At 66.7% G+C, this 23,064-nt stretch carries 27 protein-coding genes; 15 read left to right on the top strand and 12 right to left on the bottom strand.

The features are described 5' to 3' along the window. Positions 1–178: 178 nt before the first annotated feature. Complete coding sequence (locus BMY29_RS01830; RefSeq protein ID WP_049992294.1) at positions 179–1,162, bottom strand: NAD-dependent epimerase/dehydratase family protein; 984 nt, start codon at positions 1,160–1,162, stop codon at positions 179–181. Between the two features lie 186 nt (positions 1,163–1,348). Between BMY29_RS01830 and allB the strand changes: the two genes are divergently transcribed. Then, positions 1,349–2,716 carry an allantoinase AllB gene (gene allB / locus BMY29_RS01835; RefSeq protein ID WP_049992293.1) on the top strand — a complete coding sequence of 456 codons (1,368 nt, stop codon included), beginning with the start codon at positions 1,349–1,351 and terminating at the stop codon, positions 2,714–2,716. A 178-nt stretch (positions 2,717–2,894) separates the two neighbouring features. Next, positions 2,895–3,143: a hypothetical protein gene (locus tag BMY29_RS01840; protein ID WP_049992292.1), complete on the top strand. Its 249-nt coding sequence runs from the start codon at positions 2,895–2,897 to the stop codon at positions 3,141–3,143. A gap of 19 nt (positions 3,144–3,162) precedes the next feature. Here BMY29_RS01840 and BMY29_RS01845 read toward each other — a convergent pair whose 3' ends face one another. Then, the gene (locus BMY29_RS01845) at positions 3,163–4,233 is read right to left on the bottom strand and encodes a quinone-dependent dihydroorotate dehydrogenase (RefSeq protein WP_049992291.1); all 1,071 of its coding nucleotides are present in this window, start codon (positions 4,231–4,233) and stop codon (positions 3,163–3,165) included. Positions 4,234–4,278: 45 nt separating this feature from the next. Next, positions 4,279–5,466, bottom strand: a complete 1,188-nt coding sequence (locus BMY29_RS01850; RefSeq protein ID WP_049992296.1) for a thiolase family protein — start codon at positions 5,464–5,466, stop codon at positions 4,279–4,281. A 240-nt stretch (positions 5,467–5,706) separates the two neighbouring features. Between BMY29_RS01850 and BMY29_RS20840 the strand changes: the two genes are divergently transcribed. Further along, positions 5,707–5,871, top strand: coding sequence for a hypothetical protein (locus tag BMY29_RS20840; RefSeq protein WP_173424960.1), 165 nt, complete (start codon positions 5,707–5,709; stop codon positions 5,869–5,871). Between the two features lie 62 nt (positions 5,872–5,933). Here BMY29_RS20840 and BMY29_RS01855 read toward each other — a convergent pair whose 3' ends face one another. The 5 genes from BMY29_RS01855 to BMY29_RS01875 all read right to left on the bottom strand — a co-directional run bounded on the left by BMY29_RS01855 (position 5,934) and on the right by BMY29_RS01875 (position 9,063). Further along, positions 5,934–6,533, bottom strand: a complete 600-nt coding sequence (locus tag BMY29_RS01855; protein WP_049992290.1) for a MaoC family dehydratase — start codon at positions 6,531–6,533, stop codon at positions 5,934–5,936. A 243-nt stretch (positions 6,534–6,776) separates the two neighbouring features. Next, the gene (locus BMY29_RS01860; protein WP_074854609.1) at positions 6,777–7,424 is read right to left on the bottom strand and encodes a DUF7344 domain-containing protein; all 648 of its coding nucleotides are present in this window, start codon (positions 7,422–7,424) and stop codon (positions 6,777–6,779) included. Between the two features lie 339 nt (positions 7,425–7,763). Beyond that, entirely contained in the window at positions 7,764–8,093 is a 330-nt protein-coding gene (locus BMY29_RS01865) for a (2Fe-2S) ferredoxin domain-containing protein (RefSeq protein ID WP_049992236.1), read from the bottom strand. Next, the gene (locus BMY29_RS01870; protein ID WP_049992235.1) at positions 8,090–8,872 is read right to left on the bottom strand and encodes a CbtA family protein; all 783 of its coding nucleotides are present in this window, start codon (positions 8,870–8,872) and stop codon (positions 8,090–8,092) included. The genes BMY29_RS01865 and BMY29_RS01870 overlap by 4 nt, the downstream gene beginning before the upstream one ends. Positions 8,873–8,877: 5 nt before the next feature. Beyond that, positions 8,878–9,063 (bottom strand): CbtB domain-containing protein, encoded by a 186-nt coding sequence (locus tag BMY29_RS01875; protein ID WP_049992234.1) that lies wholly within the window; start codon positions 9,061–9,063, stop codon positions 8,878–8,880. Positions 9,064–9,308: 245 nt separating this feature from the next. Between BMY29_RS01875 and BMY29_RS01880 the strand changes: the two genes are divergently transcribed. The 9 genes from BMY29_RS01880 to BMY29_RS01920 are packed head-to-tail and all read left to right on the top strand — an operon-like array spanning position 9,309 to position 17,885. After that, a complete protein-coding gene (locus tag BMY29_RS01880; protein ID WP_049992233.1) occupies positions 9,309–10,343 on the top strand; it encodes a monovalent cation/H+ antiporter subunit E in 1,035 nt (344 codons plus the stop codon). Between the two features lie 26 nt (positions 10,344–10,369). Beyond that, the gene (locus BMY29_RS01885; RefSeq protein WP_394297068.1) at positions 10,370–10,621 is read left to right on the top strand and encodes a cation:proton antiporter; all 252 of its coding nucleotides are present in this window, start codon (positions 10,370–10,372) and stop codon (positions 10,619–10,621) included. Next, entirely contained in the window at positions 10,618–11,013 is a 396-nt protein-coding gene (mnhG, locus tag BMY29_RS01890) for a monovalent cation/H(+) antiporter subunit G (RefSeq protein WP_049992231.1), read from the top strand. Before BMY29_RS01885 ends, mnhG begins: the two co-directional genes overlap by 4 nt. Continuing rightward, positions 11,010–11,549, top strand: coding sequence for a DUF4040 domain-containing protein (locus BMY29_RS01895; protein ID WP_049992230.1), 540 nt, complete (start codon positions 11,010–11,012; stop codon positions 11,547–11,549). The genes mnhG and BMY29_RS01895 overlap by 4 nt, the downstream gene beginning before the upstream one ends. Further along, the gene (locus BMY29_RS01900) at positions 11,550–12,095 is read left to right on the top strand and encodes an MnhB domain-containing protein (RefSeq protein ID WP_049992229.1); all 546 of its coding nucleotides are present in this window, start codon (positions 11,550–11,552) and stop codon (positions 12,093–12,095) included. Then, entirely contained in the window at positions 12,088–12,459 is a 372-nt protein-coding gene (locus BMY29_RS01905; RefSeq protein ID WP_049992228.1) for a cation:proton antiporter subunit C, read from the top strand. The genes BMY29_RS01900 and BMY29_RS01905 overlap by 8 nt, the downstream gene beginning before the upstream one ends. Beyond that, positions 12,452–14,029 (top strand): proton-conducting transporter transmembrane domain-containing protein, encoded by a 1,578-nt coding sequence (locus BMY29_RS01910; RefSeq protein ID WP_049992227.1) that lies wholly within the window; start codon positions 12,452–12,454, stop codon positions 14,027–14,029. The genes BMY29_RS01905 and BMY29_RS01910 overlap by 8 nt, the downstream gene beginning before the upstream one ends. Next, positions 14,029–16,032, top strand: a complete 2,004-nt coding sequence (locus tag BMY29_RS01915) for a proton-conducting transporter transmembrane domain-containing protein (RefSeq protein ID WP_049992226.1) — start codon at positions 14,029–14,031, stop codon at positions 16,030–16,032. The genes BMY29_RS01910 and BMY29_RS01915 overlap by 1 nt, the downstream gene beginning before the upstream one ends. After that, positions 16,032–17,885, top strand: a complete 1,854-nt coding sequence (locus BMY29_RS01920; protein WP_049992225.1) for a Na(+)/H(+) antiporter subunit D — start codon at positions 16,032–16,034, stop codon at positions 17,883–17,885. The genes BMY29_RS01915 and BMY29_RS01920 overlap by 1 nt, the downstream gene beginning before the upstream one ends. Before the next feature lie 93 nt (positions 17,886–17,978). Here BMY29_RS01920 and BMY29_RS01925 read toward each other — a convergent pair whose 3' ends face one another. The 4 genes from BMY29_RS01925 to BMY29_RS20850 all read right to left on the bottom strand — a co-directional run bounded on the left by BMY29_RS01925 (position 17,979) and on the right by BMY29_RS20850 (position 21,078). Next, positions 17,979–19,145 (bottom strand): tyrosine-type recombinase/integrase, encoded by a 1,167-nt coding sequence (locus tag BMY29_RS01925; RefSeq protein WP_049992224.1) that lies wholly within the window; start codon positions 19,143–19,145, stop codon positions 17,979–17,981. Beyond that, on the bottom strand, positions 19,142–19,291 hold the full coding sequence (locus BMY29_RS20845) for a hypothetical protein (protein WP_160290129.1): 150 nt from the start codon (positions 19,289–19,291) through the stop codon (positions 19,142–19,144). The genes BMY29_RS01925 and BMY29_RS20845 overlap by 4 nt, the downstream gene beginning before the upstream one ends. A 191-nt stretch (positions 19,292–19,482) precedes the next feature. Beyond that, positions 19,483–20,562 (bottom strand): glycerophosphodiester phosphodiesterase, encoded by a 1,080-nt coding sequence (locus tag BMY29_RS01930; RefSeq protein ID WP_049992223.1) that lies wholly within the window; start codon positions 20,560–20,562, stop codon positions 19,483–19,485. A 351-nt stretch (positions 20,563–20,913) separates the two neighbouring features. Beyond that, positions 20,914–21,078 (bottom strand): hypothetical protein, encoded by a 165-nt coding sequence (locus tag BMY29_RS20850; RefSeq protein WP_173424957.1) that lies wholly within the window; start codon positions 21,076–21,078, stop codon positions 20,914–20,916. Positions 21,079–21,216: 138 nt separating this feature from the next. On the opposite strand from BMY29_RS20850, the gene BMY29_RS01940 reads away from it, so the two are divergent. The 3 genes from BMY29_RS01940 to BMY29_RS01950 all read left to right on the top strand — a co-directional run bounded on the left by BMY29_RS01940 (position 21,217) and on the right by BMY29_RS01950 (position 22,775). Further along, complete coding sequence (locus BMY29_RS01940; RefSeq protein ID WP_049992221.1) at positions 21,217–21,954, top strand: alpha/beta hydrolase family protein; 738 nt, start codon at positions 21,217–21,219, stop codon at positions 21,952–21,954. A gap of 165 nt (positions 21,955–22,119) precedes the next feature. Further along, positions 22,120–22,467 (top strand): ArsR/SmtB family transcription factor, encoded by a 348-nt coding sequence (locus BMY29_RS01945; RefSeq protein WP_049991051.1) that lies wholly within the window; start codon positions 22,120–22,122, stop codon positions 22,465–22,467. Beyond that, positions 22,464–22,775, top strand: a complete 312-nt coding sequence (locus BMY29_RS01950; RefSeq protein WP_049991052.1) for a DUF7521 family protein — start codon at positions 22,464–22,466, stop codon at positions 22,773–22,775. Before BMY29_RS01945 ends, BMY29_RS01950 begins: the two co-directional genes overlap by 4 nt. The last annotated feature ends 289 nt before the right edge of the window (positions 22,776–23,064 follow it).

Raw genomic sequence — 23,064 nt, forward strand, 5'->3', positions numbered from 1 at the left:
GATTTAGCCGGTAAGTGATCGCTTCGATGATGTTTCGGTAGGTGAACAGATGCGGAATACGTCGTTTCACTGCCGCCCGGCCCCCATTTCTCACCGACCGACCGTCCGACATCGTTCGATGGCCAGGCGCGGGCGGCGCGCCGTCTGCCGTCGGGATGGCTGCCGGACTCGACGGGCGTCAACTGTACTGATTCGATTCGAGCGTAGGGCTCGGGTCCTCTCCGGTCGGCGCCGGCCGGGCATCGGACTCGCTGACCAGCGATCGAAGGCCGGACTCGAGACCGACGCGAGCCTCGAACCCGAGTTTGCGATCCGCCTTCGACGTATCCGCGCCGCTGTGTCTGATGTCGCCTGGCCTGGCGTCGCGGTGGACGATCGGCGAGGACGAGTCGGTCACGTCCCGGATCGTCTCGGCGAGTTCGAGGACGGTCGCGCGCTGGCCCGTCCCGATGTTGTACGCCTCGCCGACCGCGTCGGTCGTCGCCGCTCGCAGGTTCGCGCGGACGACGTCGCTGACGTGGACGAAGTCGCGGCTCTGCTCGCCGTCGCCCTCGACCGTGATCGGCTTGCCCGCCCACGCTTGCTCGAGGAACGTCGAGATGACGCCGCTGTAGGGGCCCTGCTGGCGCGGTCCGTAGACGTTGAAGTACCGCAGCGCGACGGTCGGAAGGTCGTACAGGTCCTCGTAGAGGCGCGCGTACTGGTCGAGTGCAAGCTTCTGGACGCCGTAGGGGGAGGTGGGCGCCGTCGACGCCGTCTCCGGCACCGGTAGCTCGTCGGGATGGCCGTAGACGGCCGCGCTCGAGGCGAGGACGACCCGGGCATCCTCCTGGCGGGCCTGTTCGAGAACGAGCAGGCTCGCGTCGAGGTTCGTGCGGTTGCTCTGGCGCGGTTCGTCGACGCTCCGGGAGACGCTGACGACCGCGGCGTGGTGGAAGATCACGTCGACGCCGCGGGCCGCTTCCTGCAGCGCCATCGGGTCGCGCACGTCGCCCTCGATGACCGTCACGTCGTCGGGGAGGTTCGCTCGGTCGCCGGTCGAGAAGTTATCGAGGACGCGTACCTCGTTCTGCGGGATCAGCGCCTCGACCAGGTGACTGCCGATAAAGCCCGCACCGCCGGTCACGAGTATCGTCGTATCGCGGATCGCTGGCGAATCCATTGCCACGTTCCACCACCCCCTCGCTGTTTAGTATTCGATCGGTACCTCGGGGTATACGGCACCTACGGAGCGAACGCGCGATATCTGACCGGCGGCGGATTCGATCGACGGTTCCTGTGTCGCGAGGAAGCAGCGGGGTTCAGGAATGGGGAAGCTATATGCGCGGTCCTCGGCAATGCCACGGCAATGACCGTCGAGCTCGTCGTGCGCAACTGCACCGTCGTCACGCCCGCGGATCGGACGCCCGACGCCGGCGTCGCCGTCGAGGACGGAACGATCGTCGCCGTCGGCCGGAGCGACCGTCTCCCCGACGCGGACCGCGTCCTCGACGCCGAGGGGATGGTCCTGGTCCCCGGGATCGTCGACTGTCACATTCACAACCGGGAGCCTGGCCTCGAGTACAAGGAGGACTGGGAGTCCGCGACCAGAGCGGCCGCGGCCGGCGGCGTGACGACCGTCGTCGGGATGCCGAACACGGACCCGGTCATCGATCGGCCCGAGCACCTCGAGTTGAAGTTCGAGCGCGGCGAGACTTCGGCCCACGTCGACTTCCAGAGCTACGCGGTCGTCACGAGCGAGAACCTCGATCTGATCCCCGACATCGACGAGGCCGGCGCGCTCGGCTACAAGATCTTCCTCGGCTCGACGGTCGGCGACGTCCCGCCGCCGAGCGACGGCGAGATCCTCGAGGCGATGGAGCGGATCCGCGAGACGGGCAAGCGGCTCGGCTTCCACGAGGAGAACGGCGAGATCATCGACCACTACACGGAGCAGTTCAAAGCAGAGGGGCGGAACGATCCGATCGATCACTCCCACTCCCGGCCGGTGATCGCCGAGCGGGAGGCCGTCGAGCGGATGATCACCTTCGCCGAGGAGACCGGCGCGAAGGTCCACATGTTCCACGTTTCGTCGGGGTCGGCCGCCGAGGCCGTCGCCCGCGGCAAGGACCGCGGCGTCGACGTGACCGCCGAGACGACGCCTCATTATCTCTGGTTTACCGAGGAGGTCATGCGCGAGAAGGGGAATCCAGCCAGAATTCAGCCACCGATCCGGGACGCCGAGGAACAGGAGAAACTCTGGGACGTCGGCATCGAGCAGGGTGCGATCGATTGCATCGCGACCGATCACGCGCCCCACACCCCCGAGGAGAAGAAGGTTGACGACCCGTTCGGAAACACCTGGGACGCGATCTCGGGGTTCGTCGGTCTGGAGACCGAGGTGCCGGTCATGCTCACGTTCGTCGATCGAGGCCGGTTCACGCTCGAGGAGTGGGTCCGCCGCCACTCGACGCGGCCCGCCAAGGTCTGGGGCATGTACCCGCAGAAGGGGTCGCTCCAGGTCGGTACCGACGCCGACTTCACCATCGTCGATCCCGACCTCGAGTGGACCCTTGAAGATCGGACGGACCTACACTCGAAGAACTGCGTGACGCCGTTCGAGGGCGAGTCGTTCCGCGGTAAGGCGGTCGCGACGGTCGTCCGCGGCGAAGTCGTCTACGAAGACGGCGAAGTCGTCGGCGAGTCGGGGTACGGAACGCGTGTGGACGTGGACTGATTCTTCTCGCGACGCATTCCCGTTCGCAGGTCGAGAGACCGACCGCGGCCGTTCGTCTCTTCGCCATCGACGATCGTCGACCCTCGATCAGTCGATCCCCGTGACGATTCTCAATCCGTGAAAGTAGCGGCCAGTTTATATTTCGGTGCCGTCCCACCGGTTCGACGAAGACCGCGCCATGTCCGAATCAGACTCCGAGGACGCCGAGATCGACGCCAGCGACGAGCCGGACGCGACGGACAAGACGGAACGACTCAGATCGGTCTACCTCTCTGTGACCGACGGCGAGGCGGAGCCGGTCGTCGAGTCCCAACGAGAGGACACCGACACGCGCGAGATCAGCGAGGCGCGCACCGACGAGGTCGTCGGGCCGGCCGAACACCACGGCCTCGACGACGCGATCGGCGATCCCGAATCCGCGGACTGATCGCGAGTCCGTTTTCTCCTCACTCGAGGTCCGCACCGACCGCTTCTTCGACCGACGAAAAGCCGTCGCGTTCGAGCAGGTCGACCAGGCCGCGGTTGATCCGCCTGGCCGTCGAGGGCCCCTCGTAGACGAACCCGGTGTAGAGTTGAAGGAGCGAGGCGCCGGCCCGAATCTTCTCGTAGGCGCTTGCCGCGGAGTCGACGCCGCCGACGCCGATAATCGGGAGGTCCCCGTCCGTATATTCGGCGAGGGTACGGATCACGGCCGTCGACCGGTTCTCGATCGGCTTGCCGCTGAGGCCGCCCCACTCGTCGCGGCGCGGCGACTCGAGGCCCTCGCGGCTCGTGGAGGTGTTCGTTGCGACGATGCCGTCGAGGCCGAACTCCTCGACGATGTCGACCAGATCGAACAGCGACTCCTCGGGTTCGTCGGGCCCGACTTTCACGAGGATGGGGACGTCAGCGTCGTTTTCGGCTTCGAGCGTCTCGAAGATCGAGCGCAGGTGGTCGGGCGAGGCCTCGTCGAACTCGTCGGGCGTGTTCGGGCAGGAGACGTTCACCACGACGTAGTCGGCGAACGGCGAGAGTCGGTCGAAGACGCGCCGGTAGTCCTCGATCGCCTCGCGCTCGGTCGAGGAGTTCATCTTCCCGACGTTGACCCCGAGCGGGACGCCGGGGGTGCCGTCGGCCTCGAGTCGCGACCTGACCGTCTCCATCCCCTGGCCGTTGAAGCCCATCCGGTTGACCATCCCCTCGTCCTCCCGGAGCCGGAAGAGCCGGGGGCGGTCGTTGCCGGCCTGCGGGTAGGGTGTGACGGTCCCGATCTCGACGAAGCCAAAGCCCAGCGCCTCGAGCGCGTGCGTCACTTCGGCGTTCTTGTCGAAGCCGGCGGCGACGCCGACCGGGTTCGGAAACGTCGACTCGAACAGATCGACCTCGAGGGCCGGATGCTCGTACCGGTACGCGTACGACAGCGCCGCTCGCGTCGGCCAGGTCGACTGGGCCGCCCGGAGCGTCCGCTTGCCGATCCCGTGGGCCGTCTCGGCCGGCAGCTTGAACGCGAGGGGGCGCACCCGAGAGTACAGCGTCATTGCCGGCCTATGGGAACGGCTGACGGGTAAACGTCTCGAACCTCGTCAGGCCCGCTCGAGCAGCGCCATGATCGCCCCGCCCCCGCCGATGCTCATGCCGACCAGGCCGCGGTCGACGTCGGAATCGGCCCGCAACTGGGAGGCCAGGCTTGCGGCGAGCATGCCGCCGGAGGCACCGATCGGGTGGCCGAACGCGACCGCGCCGCCCTGGGGGTTCATCTTCTCCCGCGGAATCCCGAGGCGGTCCATGACGTACACCGACTGCGCGGCGAAGGCCTCGTTGATCCAGAAGGCGTCGACGTCGTCGACCGCCAGGTCGTTTCGCTCGAGCAGTTCCTCGACGACGTCGCCGACGGCCTCGTTGAACCGGTCCGGATCGCGGTAGGCGGTCGCGTAGTCGACGAGCGTCGCCAGCGGGTCGAGGCCGCGCTCCGCGGCCGTCTCGCCGTCGGCCAGCAGGACCGCGCCGGCCCCGTCGCTTAACTTCGAGGCGTTGCCGGGCGTGATGGTGCCGTCCTCGCGGAACGAGGTGGGGAGGTCGGCCAGGTCCGCCGGGGTCGACTCGGGTCGGGGGCCCTCGTCCTGATCGACGGTTTCGCTACTGGTCTCGACGGGAACGATCTCGTCGTCGAACGCGCCCGATTCGATCGCTTCCGCGGCCAACTGGTGGCTCTCGAGCGCGTACTCGTCCTGGGCCTCCCGGGGGACGTCCTCGCGGTCGACCAGGCGCTCGGTGATCTCGCCCATGTGGACGTCGAGGGTGACGTCCCACAGCGAGTCGAGGAGCATCGAGTCCTCGAGTTCGACGTTTCCGTACCGGCGTCCCTTCCGATAGCCCGGAAGGATCCACGGCGCGTTCGACATGGACTCGAAGCCGCCGGCGATCGCGATCTCGGCGCGTCCGGCCGCGATCCGATCGGCAGCGAGCGCGATCGCACTCAGTCCCGATCCCGAGGCCTCGTTGATCGTCGTCGCCCGCGTGTCGTTGGGCAGCGACGATTCGACGACGACCTGGCGACCCGGCACCTGACCGATGCCGGCCTGGATGGCATTGCCGAGGCTCACCCAGTCGACGTCCGCGCCGGGAACGTCGATGCGATCGAGGAGTCCGTCGAGTGCCGTCCGTCCCAGTTCGACCGCGTCGACGTCCGCGAGCGATCCCAGCAACGTCCCGTGCGGCGTTCGCGCGCCGTCGACGAGAACGACCTCGGTGGCGGTGTCAGATCTTGCCATGAGGTTCGGATCCACGCGGAATCGAATCAAGGTTGGCGGTGGCGTTGACGATCGCGACGAGAGCGCGCCGGCTCGTCGATCGAACGGATCGGACAGCGGATAGTATACTGCCGCTGATGTCGGAAACAATCAGATAATTCACTGGAAAAGGACACAAATGTCTAGTACTAGAGTAATAAATTACACAAGTGGCGCAAGGTATTTATTGAAATGACCGACACTGTCCGGTGACAGTCACGAATGGCAGTACTAGACGATCTCATCGAGTGGATCGGCGGCGGTCGAGGGACGGGGGAACGAACGCGCGTTCACTACGAGTGTCGCCACTGCGGGACGACGCTCTCGAAGCGTGACACGACCTGTCCGACCTGCGGATCCGACGAAATAGCGGTCATTCCCCTCTGACCGCACCCCTTGCGGTCTTCACGACGGGATCGCGGCCGTTCCGCTCCGGACGCGAGGCGCGGTCAGAGGTCCTCCGGTTGCGTGCCGATTCCCTCCGGCCACCCCGGCGGCTCGGCCGCGGAGGGCTGGGCGTGCTCGCGTTTCAGGACCATCGGCGTCCGCTCGAGGGAGAGCACCAGGTCGCCGTGTTGGTTGTACGCCCGAAGTTCGGTCTCGACGATGCCGACGTGATCGCGAGACTCGAGGTCCCGCTTCGAGAGCACCTCGCTCTCGGCGAAGATGGTATCCCCGTGAAAAACCGGCTCGTGGTGGCGGACATCGTCGTAGCCGAGGTTCGCGGTGGCGTTGACCGAGACGTCGATGACGCTCATCCCGACGGCCAGGGCGATGACGAACGTGCCGTCGACCAGGCGCTCGCCGAACTCCGTCTCGGCGGCGTAGGCCTCGTTGAAGTGCATCGGGTTGAGATTCATCGTCAGGTTGGTCAGCCAGACGTTGTCCGTCTCGGTGACCGTGCGGCCGAAGGGGTGCTTGTAGATGTCGCCGACCGCGAAGTCCTCGTAGTAGCGGCCGTGCCAGCCGGCGACGAGTCGCTTGTCGGTCGCGTCGTCGGCGCTATCGCTCGGTTCCCGTTCGGCCCCTTCCTCGGTATCGTCTGTCATGGATTCGGTTCGTGCATCGTGAACCGCGACCGTAGTCCCATCGGTCGGCCGCTCGCCCGTGTGGCGAGCTAGCAGACCGGAGCGTATGAATGAGGAGCGACGCTCGGAGACCGCGGTGTGTCGCGCAGACGGTTGGCAGAAGGGTAGCAGAAGTCGGACAGCGGGCTGCTCTCGTTCGGACGAACGAACGGAGTCGTCTCGTAAAGCCCCGTGTTCCTGTCTCCGCGATAGCGGATCGTCGCCTCACACGTCGGTCCGGTGCGGACCACTCGACCGCGTCGCAAGTCGCGCTCCGGCTCGGGTCGTGACGGCCGTCGCCAGCACGAACAGGAGCGTGATGAGCGACCCGAGGACCAGGCCGGAGAGCGTGAGGACGCCGAGTTGGGCGGCGAGCAACAGACTGAGGCTCGCGGCGGTTGCCGCGCTGTAGTAGGTTGTATCGGACCGAACGGCGGCGCCGTCCGCCTCGGATTCTCGCCGATCCCGGTCCGTTCGATGGGACTCCTCGCTCGACACTTCGAGATAGGGCCGGAACACCTCCAGCCGGTCGGTCGGTCGCACGATTCCGCGGGGTTTGTCGTACTCGATGACGTCCTGTTCGTCCAGTTTCGGCAGGTGCGACTGGTACAGCGGGATGTACACGCGCTGGCGCTGCGTGGACGTCAGGTTCGCCACTGTCGTCTCGTTTTCCTTCGCCGCGACGTATTCCGCGACGTCGCGCATCTTTACGGGGTTGTCTTTCTCGAGTAGATACCTGATCGCGTCCCGTCTCCGATTCGTCTGGAGGACGTGAAAGATATCGTCCGGTGTGAGCTCGGATGGCTCGTCGGCTCCCGCCGTATTGGAGGATGACTCGGAAGAGCGGGGGTGACTGTCAGCTTTCAGGGTCATGCGCTGCACTCGGAGAGGGAAACTATGCCATCGTAAACTTTTCGCAACTAAATTCTAACTAATACATCCCATAACGTTCTCTGTGCCAACACATACAGGACCATTATTTTATTGCAAGTACAAAAACAAGTATTCAGGTCCGCTGCTCGCCGCACCGCGAGGGGACCGTAATCGTCGTCTCGGACCGCGTCGTCCGTCTATCCTGAGAGTCTAACTTGAGCGTGATAACCGTATTCCCAACAGTATTTGGTGCGAGAGGCTCTCCCTCCCGAGAGCAATTCGAGAACTCGACGAACGCAAGCGGCCGTCAAAATCCCGACAAACGGGCGTTCGAACCGTCTATTCGTCGTCGACGCGATTGGCGTTCGGCCCGAACGCTGACGCGAGCAGTTCGGGGACGTCGCCGGGCGTAACGTCGGAGTACCAGGCGTCGTGGGGCTGGATCGAGAGCGCGGTTCCGTTCTCGCTGCACAGTCCCAGACACGACGTCGTGCTGACGGAGACCGCCGTCCAGAATGCGTCCCGTTCGCGCAACCAGTCTTTGACCGCGGCGACCGTCTCGTCGGCGCCGGCCCCGCCGCAGGCCGCGTGCTCCGACTCGCGCTCGTTCGCACAGACGAACACGTGTGCGTCGAGGCGCTCGCGGTGGTGTTCGGTTCGATCCTTCATGGGCTGGTCAGCAGGTCCTCGTGTCGTTCCGCAGCGGCCCGTACGTCGGCCCGCGTCTGGAGCCATCCGAAACAGCCGGCGACCAGCGCCCAGAGCGCGGCCTGGCTGAGCGCGGTTAGCCCCCGGAACGCGGTCACGAGGGCGGCCGGCAGCGCGCCGGCGTCCACGATGGTCGGCGCCGCGATCGACGTCGCGGCGACGAGAACGACGATCGGGACCGCCGCCGTCACTACCCCGACCCGGCGGCTTCGCGCCGCGCCGCGCCCGTAGCCGTAGATCGACGCCGCGGCGACGAGCGTGCCGACGGCCATCATGCCGACGTAGATCGCGATCCGGGTCGTCGGATCGAACGCTTGATCGGCGCCTGGCGTCGCCGGCGGGAGCACCAGCCACGGCGCGACCGAGACCGCGAGAAAGCCGGCACCGGCGAGTACGTAGGCCTTGAGACTCCCGCGGCCGGGCAGAGCCGGCTCGAGGAAGTAGAAGGCCAGCGCGAACGCGCCGCCGAGCAGGATACCCCAGAGGACGCCGCTACCGACGCTGACGAGCGCGGTCGTGGTCTCGCTTACCGCGTGGGCGTGGTCGCCGGCGGCGTGTGCGTGTTCACCGGCCGCGTGCGCATGATCGGCGGCGTGTGCGTGCTCGTGACCCGAACCGGCCTCGGCGAGGTCCTCCATGTACCCGACCAGCGGGTTCGCGACCAGCGCCATATACGCGCCGTAGGCGAGTCCCCCGATCGCGCCGGCGAGGACGCCGCGCTCGAGGTAGTCAACGAACATCGTGATCAGTGGCAGGTCACGCCGGCCGCGTGCCGGAAGTTGTGCATCGCGTCGTGTGCCAGCGGTTCCTGCAGGAAGAGCAGCGTGAACGAAAGCGCCGCGACGAACGCGAAGACGGCCAGCAGCTGGCCGGTCGTCAGCTCGTCACGTGCGGTCCCGAGTCGATCGTGAACGGTGTCGGTCGTCGTCATGCAAGTAAGATTTCTCTACTGAAACTGCGATTGTAAAACTACCGGTCGGACGTCGGCGGCGCGAACTCGACTTCCGTCGACTACCCGGCGGAAAGACGAATCGAATGTCACGAGCAGTGCCAGCGAAATCGCGGAAACGAATGCCGGCCGGCGGATAACGAAATCGTTTTCCTACGGCTACCGCTTGAATCGACTAACAACGAGAGCCATGAGTACCGAACGACGGTCACCAGGAGGGAGACGCTGTGGCGGTTGAACGCCTGCTCGTCCCGCTGTCGGACACGGTGACCGTCCGGCAGACGGTCGGCTACGCCGTCCAGTCCGGCCTCGAGCGGGCCGATTCGTTCGAGTGCCACCTCGTCGTCGCGCTGCCCTACGACGCCAACGCGCCCGAGAGCGACCTCCATCGCGAGGACGCCGAGGAGCTACTTTCGCGGGCGCGAAACTGGGTCGAGGAAGACGCCGGCGACGCCAACGTGACGATCGAAACCGCGACGCTGGGCGCCGACGAGTACCTCTTCGGCCCCCGCGACTACGCCGAACTCTTCGACGACTACGCCGACGACCACGGAATCGATCGCGCGATCATCGATCCCGAGTACCAGCCGGGCGTCACCGCCCAGATGCTCCAGCCGCTCGAGCGCGAACTCGATCGCGTCGGCCTGGCCTACGACGAGGCGCCGGTCGAGCGGCCGGCCCGCCACGGGCGACTCGTCTGGAATCGCGAAGGGTTCGACCGACTGTTCGCGACGTTCTGGATCTCGTTCGGATTCTACCTCGTGCTCGGAGATCCGTTCTACTGGTTCGACCTCGTCACCGGCGCGGCCGTCGCCGCGATCGTGGCCGTCTCGCTGGGCCACGTGACGTTTACGGTGCCGCTCGATCGCGTCGAGTCGCCGCTCCGGACCCTACGCTTTGCGGTCTACATCCCGTATCTACTCTGGGAGATCGTCAAGGCCAACATCGCGGTCTCGGCCGTGATCCTCCGCCCGTCGATGCCGATCGAACCCACGCTGACGCGGGTCAATTCCCGCGTCCGCGGCGGGCTACCGCTGACCGCCCTGGCCAACAGCATCACGCTCACGCCGGGAACGCTGACGGTTCGGGCAACCGATCAGCAGCTGCTCGTCCACACGCTGATCCCCTCCGCCCGCGAGGACCTCTTCGACGGGGGGCTCGAGCGCGCGATTCGGTTCGTCTTCTACGGTCGCGATTCGGCCGCGATTCCGTCGCCGCGCGAGCGCGACGACGCGGAGATCGTCGGAGGTGACGAGCTGTGACGCCGGCGTCGATTCCGGACATCTTCATGGCCGCGGCCGCGGCCTTCGTCGTCCTCGCGATCGCGATGTTCTACCGCGCCATCGCGGGGCCGACGGCTCAGGACCGGCTGCTGGCGGTCAACGTCCTCGGGACGAACACGGTCGTCATCCTCGCCCTGCTGTCCGTAGGGCTCGACGAGCCGTGGTTCCTCGACGTGGCGCTGATCTACGCGCTACTGAACTTCCTGATGTCGATCGCGATCTCCAAGTTCACCGTCGAGCGAGGTGGGGTCCTGTGATCGAGACGATCCGCTTCTGGGCGATCGTCAGCCTCGTCGGGCTCGGCGTGTTCTTCACGTTCGTCTCGACGGTGGGCGTGCTCCGGCTGCCCGACGTCTACGCGCGGGCCCACACTGCGTCCCAGACGGACACCCTCGGGGCCGGCCTGGCCCTGGCCGGGGTTGCCCTCGCGCTCGGCTGGCAGCACGCGGCGGTTTACACCGTCTTGCTGCTGTTTTTCATCTTCGTCACGAACCCGACGGCGGCCCACGCGATCGCTCGCTCGGCCGCCGAGACGGGCGTCGAGCCGCAGCTGGACGAAGAAGCATCCGACGCGGCGGGCGGCAAGACGGGGACCGGGTCCGGATCTGAAACCGGAGCCGAAACCGACACGGGAGGTGAGCCGCGATGAACGCGTTCGTCTTCTCGCTCGCGGTCTTCGTCCTCGCGTCCGCCGTCGCGACGGCGCTGTTCCGCGACGTGCTGTCGTCGATCATCGTCTTCGGCGCCTACAGCCTTGGGATGGCGATCCTCTACACGTTCCTGCTGGCGCCTGACGTGGCGATGACCGAGGCCGCGATCGGCGCCGGCGTGACGACGCTGCTGCTGTTACTGACGATCGCGCGGACGACCCGACCGGCGACCGACGGACTGTTAGAGCGGATCCACCTGCCGGCGGTCGCCGTCGTCGGCGCGTTCGTCCTCGTGCTGTGCGTCGCTGTCCTCCCCGAGATGTACGCGATCGGGGGAACGGAGACGCCGGTCTGGTCGAACCCCGACGTGACCCAACACTACATCCAGGAGACCTACGAGCAGACCGGCGTCCAGAACGCGGTGACATCGGTGCTTGCCGCCTACCGTGGGTTCGACACCTTCGGCGAGGCGGTCGTCGTCTTCGCCGCCGGCGTCTCGACGCTGCTCGTGTTGAAACGCGAGGTGTTCGCCTAAATGTCCCACTCCGTCGACGATACCTACACCGAGAGTCAGGTGATCATGACCGCCGTCAAGATCATCGCACCGTTTACGCTCACCTACGGGCTGTTCATGACCTTCCACGGGGGCGACGCCCCCGGCGGCGGCTTCCAAGGTGGGACGATCATCGGCGTCACGGTCCTCATGCTGGCCTTCGCATTCGGGATCGAGCCAACCCGCCAGTGGCTGCGCAACTCCCTGCTCGTCGGCCTGGTCACCGGCGGCGTCCTCATCTTCGGCGCGGTCGGCCTGGCGATGATCGCCCTCGGCGGCAACTTCCTCGAGTTCTACCAGCTCAAGGAAGTTTTCCACGTCAAACCGAAGTGGGGGCTCGAGGCCATCGAGATCGGCGGCATCGCGCTGATCGTCTCGGGGGTCATCATCACCCTGTTTTTCGCGATGGCGGCCGGGTTCACGCCCGAACGCCGGGCCGGGCGCGGCGGAGCCGGCACGGCCGACGATCGGCCGACGTCGCCGCCCGCCGACGCGAATTCGAACGCGGAGGTGAGCGACGATGATTGAACTGCTCGCGAGCCGTTACCTCTACGCCCTGCTGTTCGTGTTGCTCGGCGTCGGGCTCTACATGGTGATCGCCAACGAGAACCTCGTGAAGAAGTTGATCGGGGTGAACCTCTTTCAGACGGCGATCTTCCTGTTCTTCGTCGCGATGGCCTACGTCGAGGGCGGCTCGGCGCCGGTCGTCCCCCACGAGGAGAACCCGGGGGAGCTGCTGGTCGCCAGCCCGCTGCCGCAGGTCATCGTGCTTACCGCCATCGTCGTCGGCATCGCGCTGACCGCGGTCGGCCTGGCGCTGATCATTCGCATCTACTCGGAGTACGGGACGCTCCGCGAGGACACCCTCAGGGAGGTGCGTGCCGATGAGTAGCGTCGACTTGCTTCCGCCGCTGCTGATCGCCGCACCGATCCTCGCGGCGACGCTGCCGATCGCGCTCGGCCTCTGGTTCGACCGCACCGGGTGGTCCGTCGCGGGGATCACCTCGCTCGGACTGTTCGCCGGCGCAGCGGTCCTCGCGAACGAGGTCTACGCCAGCGGCGAAGCGGTGACCCACAAACTCGGCGGCTACCCCCGCACGTACGGGATCGAACTCGTCGCTGACCAGTTCTCGATGCTGATCGTTCTGCTCGTGACGGGCGTCGCCCTCGGCGTCCTCGCGTACACGCGTCGGGGCGGTCCGCGCGGGAACACGTTCTACACCGCGTACCTGCTGCTGATCGGCGGGCTGCTCGGCATCTCGCTGACCGGCGACGTGTTCAACCTGTTCGTCTTCCTCGAGATCACGAGCATCGCGACCTACGCCCTCGTCGCGAGCGGCGACGGCCCGGAAGCGGCGGTTGCCGCACTGAAGTACCTGATCCTGGGGACCGTCGCCGCGTCGATGTACCTGATCGGCGTCGCATTCGTCTTCATGGCGACGGGGACGCTCAACATGGTCGAACTCGCCGATGCGATTCCGGACGCGGAACGGCTCACGCTGCTCCGTGCCGGCTTCGCGTTCATGGTCGTCGGCTTCGCCGTCAAGGTCGCCCAGTGGCCGCTACACACCTGGCAGCCGAGCGCCTACAACCGGGCTCCCGACGGCGTCACGCCGCTGATCGCGGCGCTCGTCTCGACCGCCTCCGCGTACGCCTTCGGGCGGGTGATCGTCACCGTCTTCGAGGTCGACTACATCTCGTCGACGATGCCCCGGGCGGCCGCGATCGTCGTCACGATCGGCTGCGTGAGCGTCCTCGCCGGCACGGTGCTGGCCGTGATCCAGTCCGAAGTCAAGCGGATGCTTGCCTACTCGTCGGTCTCGCAGTTCGGCCTGGTGATCGCCGCTTACGGGGTCGTCATCGCGGGCAACTCTGAGACGGCCTTTATCGGCGCCGCGATCCACCTCGTCGGCCACGGCCTGCTGAAGGCCGGGCTCTTCCTCGGGGCCGGCCTGGTCGCGATCAGCTACGACGCCCGCACCGTCGATGAGTACGCCGGCCTGGCGAAAGACCGGCCGATCGCCGCCGGCACGATGGCCGTCCTCCTGCTGGCGCTGGTCGGCGTCCCGCCGGGGGTCGGCTTCGTCGGCAAGTGGTACATCGCCGTCGGCGCCGTCCAGTCCGAGCTGTGGCCCGTCGCCGCAGTGATCTTTCTCAGTACCATGCTCACGCTCGCGTACGCCGCTCGCCTGATAGAGAAGATGTACTTCACGCCGTCGTCTCCGGTCGAGCGATCCCACGCGTCCGGCGCGACCGGGGTGGCCGCAACTGACGGTGGAACCGGACCCGAATCCGGAACTGCCATCACCGCCGCGTTCCGCGGTCGGGGCTCCCCCGACGACGTCTCGGCCGGAATGCTCGCGATCGTTGTTGTCGCCGCGCTCGGCGCCGTCGTGCTCGGCTTTGCGGGCGGCACGATCGCCGACATGCTCGGTCCGTTCCTCACGGAGGTGTTTAACTGATGGTTGCTGATCTCCGACCGCTCGCCGCCGTGCTCGTCTCGGCGGTCGCGATCGTTCTGATCGTCGCGTCGCATCGTCGTCCGAACCTCCGCGAGAGCTGGTCCGTTCTGGCCGCGCTCGCGAAGTTCGGCCTCGTCGCCAGCATGCTCCCCGGGGTCATGGACGGGACCGTCTACACGTGGAGCCTCTACGAGACCACGGGGATCCAGTTCCTCGAGGGGCTCGACTTCGCGCTGCGCGCGGATCCGCTGGGGATCTTCTTCGCGCTGCTCGCGAGCTTCCTCTGGATCTTCACGTCCTTTTACGCCGCGGGCTACATGCGCGGGCTCGACGAGCACGCCCAGACCCGCTTCTTCGCGGCGTTCGCGGCCAGCCTCTCGACCGCTGTCGGGATCGCCTTCGCGGCGAACCTGGTGACGATCTTCGTCTTCTACGAGCTGCTGTCGCTGGTGACCTACCCGCTGGTCGCCCACAACGAGGACGACGAGGCCCGCATCGCCGGCCGGAAGTACATCACGTACACGTTCTTCGGCGGCGGCGTCTTCCTGCTCGCGGGGACCGTCATGGTCTACTGGCTAACGAGCCTGGTCGGTGAGCCGACACTGGCGTTCGAAGCCGGCGGAATGAGTGCGCTGGCCGAAGCGGCCCAGGCCGAGCCAGTCTACGCGCAGGTCGCCTTCTTCCTGCTGATCCTCGGCTTCGGCGTCAAGGCCGCCCTGATGCCGCTGCACTCCTGGCTCGCGGACGCGATGGTCGCGCCGACGCCCGTTTCTGGGCTGCTCCACGCGGTCGCGGTCGTCAAGTCCGGCGCCTTCGGCATCGCGCGGGTCATCCTCGAGGTCTACGGCCCCGGGCTGATCCACGACCTGCCGCTCGACGTGCCGGGGTTCGGCGAGGTCGGGCTGAACATTCCAGTCGCCATCGTCGCCGCGTTCACGCTGACCGCGGCGAGCATCATCGCGATGCGGAAGGACCACCTCAAGCGTCGACTCGCCTACTCGACGACGGCCCAGCTATCCTACATCGTGCTGGGGCTCTCCTTGCTCCATCCCTACGCGATCGTCGGGGCGCTGTTCCACATCCCCGCGCACGCGTTCGCGAAACTCACCCTGTTCTTCTGTGCCGGCGCGATCCACGTCGAGACCCACACCGACTACATCAGCGAGATGGCCGGCATCGGGAAGCGCATGCCACTGACGATGTCGGCGTTCACGATCGGCGCCGCCGGCATGGCCGGCCTACCGCCGATCGCCGGCTTCGTCAGCAAGTTCTACATGCTGATCGGCGCCGGCGACGTCGGCGCCAGCTACTGGCTGTTCGCCGGCGCCTTGCTGCTCTCGGCCGTGCTCAACATCGGCTACTTCTGGCCGGTCGTCTACACCGCCTTCTTCGAGAGCGAGGACCGCCACGACGCCAAGCCGCTCCTCGAATTCCCGCAGGGCGGCCTGGTCGAATCCTACGCCGGCACGGGCGAGGCGGACGACGGCGTCGCCGCCGACGGCGGTGAGCAGACCGACGGTTCGCGATCCTCGTCGGAGCGTCGCTCCGACGGCGGGAAGCCGACCGACGGCGAGACGGACCGTTCCGAAGCGCCCGACGCGGCGGATACGGCGGACGCGGAGCGACCGCCGGACGCGGCCGAACCGGACGAGGAGGACTACGACTACGCCGTCGACAAGTATCCCAGCGACGCCGACGTGCCCGCCCAATCCAAGGGCGAGCGCGTCAGCACCGTCGACCACCACGGCGACCACGACGACCACCTCACCGGCGGGCCGCCGGCCGGCGCCTGGCCGCGTCACTCGCCGTTTACGGAGAGCACGTGGCTCATGCTCGCGCCCATCGCCGTGATCGCGACGGGCGCGGTCGTCCTCGGGATCATCCCGGACTACGCGGTCTTCCTCGACCTGGCGACCCAGATCGTCGAGGGCGTCTTCGGGATGCCTTTCGAGGAACTGACTGACGTTCCGTTCGACGAACTCATGACGGAGGTGAACGAATAATGGAAGCAGAATTCCTGTCGATGGCGTACCCGCCGCTTTTGGTCTTTGCGGCGGGGCTGCTCGTGCTCGTGTTACCGCGGCTCGCCGGCTTCGCCGTCGGCGCGCTCAGTCTTGCCGCCGTCCTGGCGATCTCGCTGATCGCGCCGGAGGGCCAGCACTTAGCCGGGACCTTCCTCGGGTTCGAGGTCGTCCCGTTCCTCGTCGACGACTTTTCCCGGATGATCGGCCTCGGACTGGGCTTCCTCGGGATCTGTAGCGTCATTTACGCCTACTCGAGCGAAGCGAGCGAGACGCTGACGGCCTTCGCCCTGATCTACGTTTCCTCGTCGCTCGGGGCGGCCTTCGCCGGCGACTGGCTCGTACTCCTGTTCATGTGGGAGCTGATGGCCGTGACAAGCACGCTCGTCGTCTGGCACTACGGCGGCGAGGCGGTCCGGGCCGGCTTCCGATACGCCGTCTTCCACGGCACCGGCGGGGTGCTCGTGATGCTGGCGGTCGCCGTCCACTACGTCCAGGCCGGCACCTTCATCTACAGCGAGACCGGCATCGCTGACGGCATCCCAGCGCTGCTCGCGGTGCTCGGGATGGGCGTCAACGTCGCCTTCATCGGGTTCCACACCTGGCTGCCCGACACCTACCCGCGACCGCACTTCGCGGCCTCGGTGTTCCTCTCCGTCTACACGACGAAGACGAGTGCGTTCATCCTCTACCGGGCGTTCCCCGTCGACGCCCAGAGCGACCTGGGGATCTACATCGCGTACATGGGCGGCCTGATGGCCGTCTACGGCGCGAGCTTCGCCCTGCTGCAACACGACATGCGGGCGTTGCTGTCCTACCACATCCAGGCCCAGCTCGGATACATCGTCGCCGGGATCGGGATGGGCGCCTGGCTGGTGGAGAGCGAAATTGCCGTCGCCGGCGCCATGGGCCACCTGTTCAACAACATCCTGTTCAAGAGTCTGCTGTTCATGGCCGTCGGTGTCGTCATCTACCGCACCGGCGAGGAGGACCTCTACGAGCTGGGCGGGCTCTGGCGCGAGATGCCGCTGACCGCGATCGGGTTCGGCCTCGGCGCGCTCTCGATCACCGCGATTCCGCCGTTTAACGGGTACATCAGCAAGGGTATGGTCTTCGACGCCGCCGATCCTCACTACTACGGCGTCGCGGAGTTCGAGGCGCTGTACTGGCTGCTCTGGCTCGGCGCGATCGGGACCCTACTCTCCTTTATCAAGCTCGGCTACTACGTCTTCTTCCACGGCGAGAGCGACGTTTCGGTTCCCGACGCCAAACCCGGCCAGACGGTCGCGATGCTCGGCCTCGGCGGCGCCTGTCTCCTCTTCGGCGTCTGGTGGCAGGGCCTGGCCGACCTGGCGCCGACGCTGCACGCCCACGGCGGCGAGTTCGAGTTCGCCTACCCCGACGGCGGCGAAAGCCACCTCCATCCCTACAGTTCGAGTCACCTGCAGACCGCCGGCGTCCTGACGGCGATCGCGGCCGTCGCGTTCGCGATCGTCCGGAAGCCGCTCTCGAAACTCGACCTCGGCGACCCGGCGATGATCGTCTACCCTGCGACCTACCACGTCAGCCGCTGGACGATGCTGGCGGTCACCGAACTCTACGCCGCCGTCGACGCCGCCGTCGTCGGAATCGTCAAACGGTGCTACTGGCTCGGGAACAACCCCGTACTCGCCGTCGACGCGGCCGCGCGCCGGCTCCCGCTGGTCGACGTCGAGGAGCGCCAGCCGACCGACGGTGGCCGCCCGTCGACGATCCACCTCCGGACGAGCATCGGCACCACCGTCTTGTTACTCGTCCTCGTCCTGACGGCGGTCCTGTGGCTCTTGGTCGTCTAAGCACCGGTACGCCACTGGGACCGCACCGACTCCGACGCACAATCGCGCTGTGACGATTCTCCGTTTTCCGTCGCGTTCCGTCGGTCGTCCCCCTTAGTCGTTCTCCGTCGGCTCGTCGCGCCGTCCGTTTCCATTGTCGCCGCCGGTCGTCTCCACGATCGGCGCCTGATGCTCCGGGACGGCGATCGACTGTTCGAGAACCGACGCGCGCAGCGTCGGCTTCGATGCCGTCGCCTCGCGGCGGGCGGGTTCGTCCGCGCGGTTCTGGTCCTGCCCTCGTCGAACGCCTCGGGGCGTCAGGTAGTCGCCGTCGACGTCGACGGCGGCCGCCCGACAGAGCCGTTTCAGCACCGACCGCGCTCCTTCCGTGGTGATCGCCGGCGGCGCGATCGACCGCTCGCGGGCGAGTTCCGTCGCCGTCGCGTCCTCGAACAGCGCCTCGATCGCTTCCTCGTCGTACCCTCGCTCGCGAAGCGCCGATCGGACCCGCCTGGCGATCGACGGCGCGTGGCCGGTCGGGAACAGCGGCCAGTCGTTCGACGGCGGGTCGAGCACGACCCGGTAGCGACGCAGCGGCGTCCGGGCCCGCGCGGGCAACGGGACGTCCTCGAGTCGCTGGGACTTTCCTAAAACGCGGATCGTCCCCGTGTAGAAATCGATGTCGTCCCAGGTCGCGCCCGTCCGGCGGTCGTCGTCGGGCACCCGGAACAGCTCGGAGCCGCGGACGGTCGAGTGGGCGAGGACGGCTACCATCGCGTACTCGCGCAGCTTCGCGCGCCGGTCGCGGGTCGAGCACTCGCCCGGCGCGGCCTCGAGCGCTCGGTCGCGGACGTAGCACTCGAGTTCGCGTCGCTGGTCGGCCGTCCAGAAGTCGCTGTCGGGCCGGTCCTCGGCGCTGGGGAGTGCGGTTTCGGCGCGGTCGGTCGCGGCGGGGTTGTCCTCGCGGATGCCGCCGCGGACGCACCACGAGAGGAACGCGCGGACGACCGCGTAGTAGGTGCCGGCGGTCGAGGGAGTGTACTCCCCGCGGTCGGTCCGGTGCCGGAGTTCGGCGGCGTAGGCCCGCATGTGTGCGACATCGAGTTCGCCGATCGACTCGACGCCGTGTTCGGCCGCGAGCCACTCGATCCACCGGCGGAGGATGGATTCGGCGTTGGACGCGTAGGTGCCCGCGCCCGAGCCGTCGGGGTCGCCGACAGCCTTTCGCTGGAGGTAGGCGTCGACCGCGTCCGCGATCGCGACCGACCCGTTCGCGGTCACGGTGCGATCACCTGCTCGGTGGCCACCGCTCCGTCAAATGTCGGGTAGTGCGACGGATAGTGAACGCCGCTCCGGTCGGTACTCGGGTTCGCGAGCGGGCCGCTGTCGCGGCCGTCGCGGATCGCGAGGGTGACGCCGCGGTGCATCACTCGTGCGATACTGTTCCACGATCCTAAATCCGTGTTTCGGTTGAACGGGTCGGAACACACGCGGTTCGTCGATTCGCATGGGTGTCGCCGCACCCGCCTCGCTTCGTCCCGGGTGATCCGCGGCTACTGAAACGCCGACCGGTCTCGGTGATCGGCGCGATCGACGCGGAGTACGATCGGTACCGGACTCAGTTCATCGATCCGAACCGAAGCACGTCCGAGTGATCGGCGATGAGTCCGTCCACGCCGGCCGATGCGAGTCGCTCCGCCTGGTACCAGGTTTCGAGGGTGAAGACGTTCACGTCCCGTCCCTCCTCGTGGGCGACCGCGAGGAGGTCGATCTCCTCCCAGCCGGCGCCCTCCTCGTAGCGCTGGTCGGCGTAGAACGGCGTCCCCCGGATCATGTCGTAGGGCGGGTGGACCGCCTCGGCGTCGTACCGCCGCGCGATCTCGACGCCGTCCGCGACGGAACTCCACAGCAGGGGCGCGACCGGGTAGTCGGACGCGTCGCGAGTCGTCGCCAGGGCCGCCTCGTAGAACGAGGAGAAGAGATACTCGTGGTCGAAGTCGTCGACGACGGCGAGTACGTCGGCGACGAACGGCTCCCATATCGCCGTCTGCTCCGCGAGTTCGTTCCCGGAGAGCGACTCGGCGAACGCCACGTCGAACGATCCCGGGTTCTTCAGTTCGACGTTCACGCCGACGCTCGTCGGAATCGCCTCGAGAACCTCCCGGAGTCGGGGGACGGTGTCACCGCTCGCGAGGACTTCGGCGCTCGTGACGGTGGCCGTGTCCGTCTCCCAGACGACGCCCTCGGCGTTCGTCAACCCGCGCTCGCCGCCGTCGCGCCCGGCCAGGCGGTCGTCGTGGAAGACGACGACGTCGCCCTCGGCCGTCGGGACGACGTCGATCTCGATCATGTCGGCGCCGCGGGAAGGAGCGTGTGACGACTGTCCGCCGCGGGCCGCGGCTTCGACGGCGCCGACGGTGTTTTCGGGGTACAGCCCGGCGAATCCGCGATGAGCGATCAGCGCCGGATCGCCGGCCCGACCGCGGAATCGCTCCCGGTCCAGATCTCGCTCGGAATCGTGTTTCGGGCCCTTGCCCTCGGAACCGGTGCCGTTTCCGCGCCCCCGATCGGCACTCGCCGCGCCGGCCAGGCCGGTCGCCGACGCGCCCGCGGCGACGATGAACGATCGTCGGCGGAGCGCGGTGCCGGTGGTGTCTGGGTGGCCGGTGCGTCTCTCGTCGTCGTTCGGCTTCGACATGGACAGATCGGCGGACGTGAGAGTCGGGCATAACCGATTATAATACCATTTTATATTCGCATGCGCGTTTGTCCGTGTGAATAGTGCTCAGTGGAGTGGTTCTAGCGGTTACGTGCTCGCCACGGCAGTCACGACTGGCAGTACTATTCGAGGGCCGAGGAGTCGGTCCCAATTCGGTATATCGATAATTGGTTTACTACGGTTGATGGCGGACGAACGAGACGGATCGTACGGACGGTAGCCAGGTCGCCTGGTCGTTGACGCTACCGGACGCTGTAGCGGCGAGCCGACTCCCAGTAGCGAAAGCGTTCGACCGCAACGGCCCGAACCCGAGAAATCTCGAGTCAGAGATCAGGACGGGTGCTGGTGTCTGATCTTTTCGGCGGTAATCCCCGGCACCGGCGTCCCGCAGTCTTTGCACTTCCAGTTCGGCGTCGGGATGCCCGGTTCCTTCTCGAGGTCCTGTTTGAACTCGATGTGTGCACCACACGGACACCGGTAGGTCGTGCGGGTCATGAGCGAGATAACCCGGTCGGAGCCGATAAACCGTTCGCCGGGACTCACGGGGCTAAGACTCCGAACTCGGAACTGACTCGACGGGCGAACCGATACCGAGCGATATCAAGGGCACGGGAGCCGTCCGTACACGAACGAATGCCCGATACGCATCGGATCCCGATCGACGCGGCGACCGGGGTGGACGCGACGCCCGACGTCGTCGCCGTGCACCACGAGGCCGATTCCGACGCCTGGCTGGTCTTCTGCCACGGCCTGCGAAGCGACAAGTCCGGCAGCTACGAGCGACGGTGTCGACGCGCCGTCGAAGCGGGGTACAACGCCGTCCGGTTCGACTGCCGGGGCTGTGGCGAATCCGACGGCGAGTTCGCCGCGTCGACGCTCGCGGCGCGACTGACCGATCTCCGTCACGTCGTCGACTACTTCGATCCCGAGTCGTACGCGCTGTTCGGTTCGAGTTTCGGCGGGAAGGCCGCCTTCCACGCCGCGGCCGACGACGACCGCGTCGACGCGGTCGCTACGCGTGCGCCCGTGACGACGAACGGGGCGTTCGACGACTACCGATCTGCCGTCGATCGCGACGGAACGTGGACGTTCGACACCGGCGAGCGGATCGACCGCTGGTTCTTCGACGCGCTCGATCGCTACCCGTTCGACCACGTCGTCGATGCACTCGATGTTCCGGTCGCGATCTTCCACGGCGGCGACGACGCGGTCGTCGACCCGACCGATAGCTTCGACGCCGCCAGGCGACTCGAGACCGACGTCCTCCTCGAACGGTTCGCGGGGGAAGGCCACCGGTTCTCCCGGGCCGCCGAAGAACGGCTTCTGGATCGGCTGTTCGAGTGGCTCGAGTGGGCGTACGGACCGGCGTAACGACCATCGGCGGGATCGCGGTCGGATCGATCAAAGCCCGCGATCTTTCCTGATAAACTTCTTGGCGCTATATGGAATGGGGGGGGGGGGTGCGGCGAGCGTGTTTTCTCACCCAGAAAAACCGGACTGCTTTTCATAGCGATACCGGAACGAACGGTTATACCAGTGAGTGAGGACACCAACTTGTCGACCCTGCTTGCGGTCCTCGACGACGAGTACGCACGGGATATCCTCACCCACACGAGCGTCGAACCCATGTCTGCTAGTACACTGAGCGAACGGTGTGACGCGTCCCTCCCGACGATCTATCGACGGCTCGACCGGCTCGAGGAGTGTAACCTCGTCACCGAAGAGACCGAACTCGCACCCGACGGCAACCACTACAGCGTTTACAGTGCGAACCTCGATCGGCTGGAACTATCGCTCAACGAGGGCTCGTTCACACTCGAACTGACGTACCGTGAGGAAGACGTCGCCGACAAGTTCACCCGCATGTGGGAGGGCATGCGATGACCCGGAGCGTCGTCCGAGTCGACGAAGCGACGCTGTTCGAACTGCTGACCGTCGCGAGCCTCTTTCTCGTCGCACTCTTCGGGACGATCATCGCCTACCAGGCCTACCGGGGTTACCGGCGCAACGACGCGACTTCGATGCTCTATCTCGCTGTCGGCCTCCTTTTGCTGACGCTGTTCCCGTTCCTGCTCAACGTCATCGTGACGACGCTGGTGAGCCCTGAGCGGATTGTCATCGCGCTGCTGGAGAATATCAGCCGCCTGGTCGGCCTGGTCGCAATCACCTACTCTCTGTACGGACAGCACTGAAAACGATCGTCTCCCGTCCATGGTCGGTTCCGGTCTGGTTTAGCTCGGTAACTCGTTCTCGGTCGATACGAGCGGGAGGGCCGAAGCGGTGCGCGGTACAAGCCGCGTGCGCAGCGATTCCCGTCAGCGGCGGGAGGTGGGTCGATCGACGCGGAACGGCTCCGTCGAGGGGATCGCGGGGCCGGAGTGGTAGCGTCGCGACCCTGGGATGATCGGATGCGGGGGACCAACGAGGCGTGCGGGGCTGGCGTACCTCGTCCCCCGTGCGTTCTTTTCCGCGTGTTCGTAT

This window comes from Natrinema salifodinae (genome assembly GCF_900110455.1).
Classification (GTDB): domain Archaea; phylum Halobacteriota; class Halobacteria; order Halobacteriales; family Natrialbaceae; genus Natrinema; species Natrinema salifodinae.

Excerpts from the sequence above, each read along its gene's own strand:
- BMY29_RS01950 (WP_049991052.1), top strand. The coding sequence starts at position 22,464 with ATGACCCGGAGCGTCGTCCGAGTCGACGAAGCGACGCTGTTCGAACTG.
- BMY29_RS20845 (WP_160290129.1), bottom strand. The coding sequence starts at position 19,291 with ATGCACCGCGGCGTCACCCTCGCGATCCGCGACGGCCGCGACAGCGGC.
- BMY29_RS01845 (WP_049992291.1), bottom strand. The coding sequence starts at position 4,233 with ATGACGCTGTACTCTCGGGTGCGCCCCCTCGCGTTCAAGCTGCCGGCC.
- allB (WP_049992293.1), top strand. The coding sequence starts at position 1,349 with ATGACCGTCGAGCTCGTCGTGCGCAACTGCACCGTCGTCACGCCCGCG.
- BMY29_RS01855 (WP_049992290.1), bottom strand. The coding sequence starts at position 6,533 with ATGACAGACGATACCGAGGAAGGGGCCGAACGGGAACCGAGCGATAGC.
- BMY29_RS01885 (WP_394297068.1), top strand. The coding sequence starts at position 10,370 with ATGGCCGCGGCCGCGGCCTTCGTCGTCCTCGCGATCGCGATGTTCTAC.
- BMY29_RS01895 (WP_049992230.1), top strand. The coding sequence starts at position 11,010 with ATGAACGCGTTCGTCTTCTCGCTCGCGGTCTTCGTCCTCGCGTCCGCC.
- BMY29_RS01900 (WP_049992229.1), top strand. The coding sequence starts at position 11,550 with ATGTCCCACTCCGTCGACGATACCTACACCGAGAGTCAGGTGATCATG.
- BMY29_RS01875 (WP_049992234.1), bottom strand. The coding sequence starts at position 9,063 with ATGACGACGACCGACACCGTTCACGATCGACTCGGGACCGCACGTGAC.
- BMY29_RS01930 (WP_049992223.1), bottom strand. The coding sequence starts at position 20,562 with ATGTCGAAGCCGAACGACGACGAGAGACGCACCGGCCACCCAGACACC.
- BMY29_RS01915 (WP_049992226.1), top strand. The coding sequence starts at position 14,029 with ATGGTTGCTGATCTCCGACCGCTCGCCGCCGTGCTCGTCTCGGCGGTC.
- BMY29_RS01940 (WP_049992221.1), top strand. The coding sequence starts at position 21,217 with ATGCCCGATACGCATCGGATCCCGATCGACGCGGCGACCGGGGTGGAC.
- BMY29_RS01860 (WP_074854609.1), bottom strand. The coding sequence starts at position 7,424 with ATGACCCTGAAAGCTGACAGTCACCCCCGCTCTTCCGAGTCATCCTCC.
- BMY29_RS20840 (WP_173424960.1), top strand. The coding sequence starts at position 5,707 with ATGGCAGTACTAGACGATCTCATCGAGTGGATCGGCGGCGGTCGAGGG.
- BMY29_RS20850 (WP_173424957.1), bottom strand. The coding sequence starts at position 21,078 with ATGACCCGCACGACCTACCGGTGTCCGTGTGGTGCACACATCGAGTTC.
- BMY29_RS01870 (WP_049992235.1), bottom strand. The coding sequence starts at position 8,872 with ATGTTCGTTGACTACCTCGAGCGCGGCGTCCTCGCCGGCGCGATCGGG.
- BMY29_RS01865 (WP_049992236.1), bottom strand. The coding sequence starts at position 8,093 with ATGAAGGATCGAACCGAACACCACCGCGAGCGCCTCGACGCACACGTG.
- BMY29_RS01910 (WP_049992227.1), top strand. The coding sequence starts at position 12,452 with ATGAGTAGCGTCGACTTGCTTCCGCCGCTGCTGATCGCCGCACCGATC.
- BMY29_RS01840 (WP_049992292.1), top strand. The coding sequence starts at position 2,895 with ATGTCCGAATCAGACTCCGAGGACGCCGAGATCGACGCCAGCGACGAG.
- BMY29_RS01830 (WP_049992294.1), bottom strand. The coding sequence starts at position 1,162 with ATGGATTCGCCAGCGATCCGCGATACGACGATACTCGTGACCGGCGGT.
- BMY29_RS01850 (WP_049992296.1), bottom strand. The coding sequence starts at position 5,466 with ATGGCAAGATCTGACACCGCCACCGAGGTCGTTCTCGTCGACGGCGCG.
- BMY29_RS01905 (WP_049992228.1), top strand. The coding sequence starts at position 12,088 with ATGATTGAACTGCTCGCGAGCCGTTACCTCTACGCCCTGCTGTTCGTG.
- BMY29_RS01920 (WP_049992225.1), top strand. The coding sequence starts at position 16,032 with ATGGAAGCAGAATTCCTGTCGATGGCGTACCCGCCGCTTTTGGTCTTT.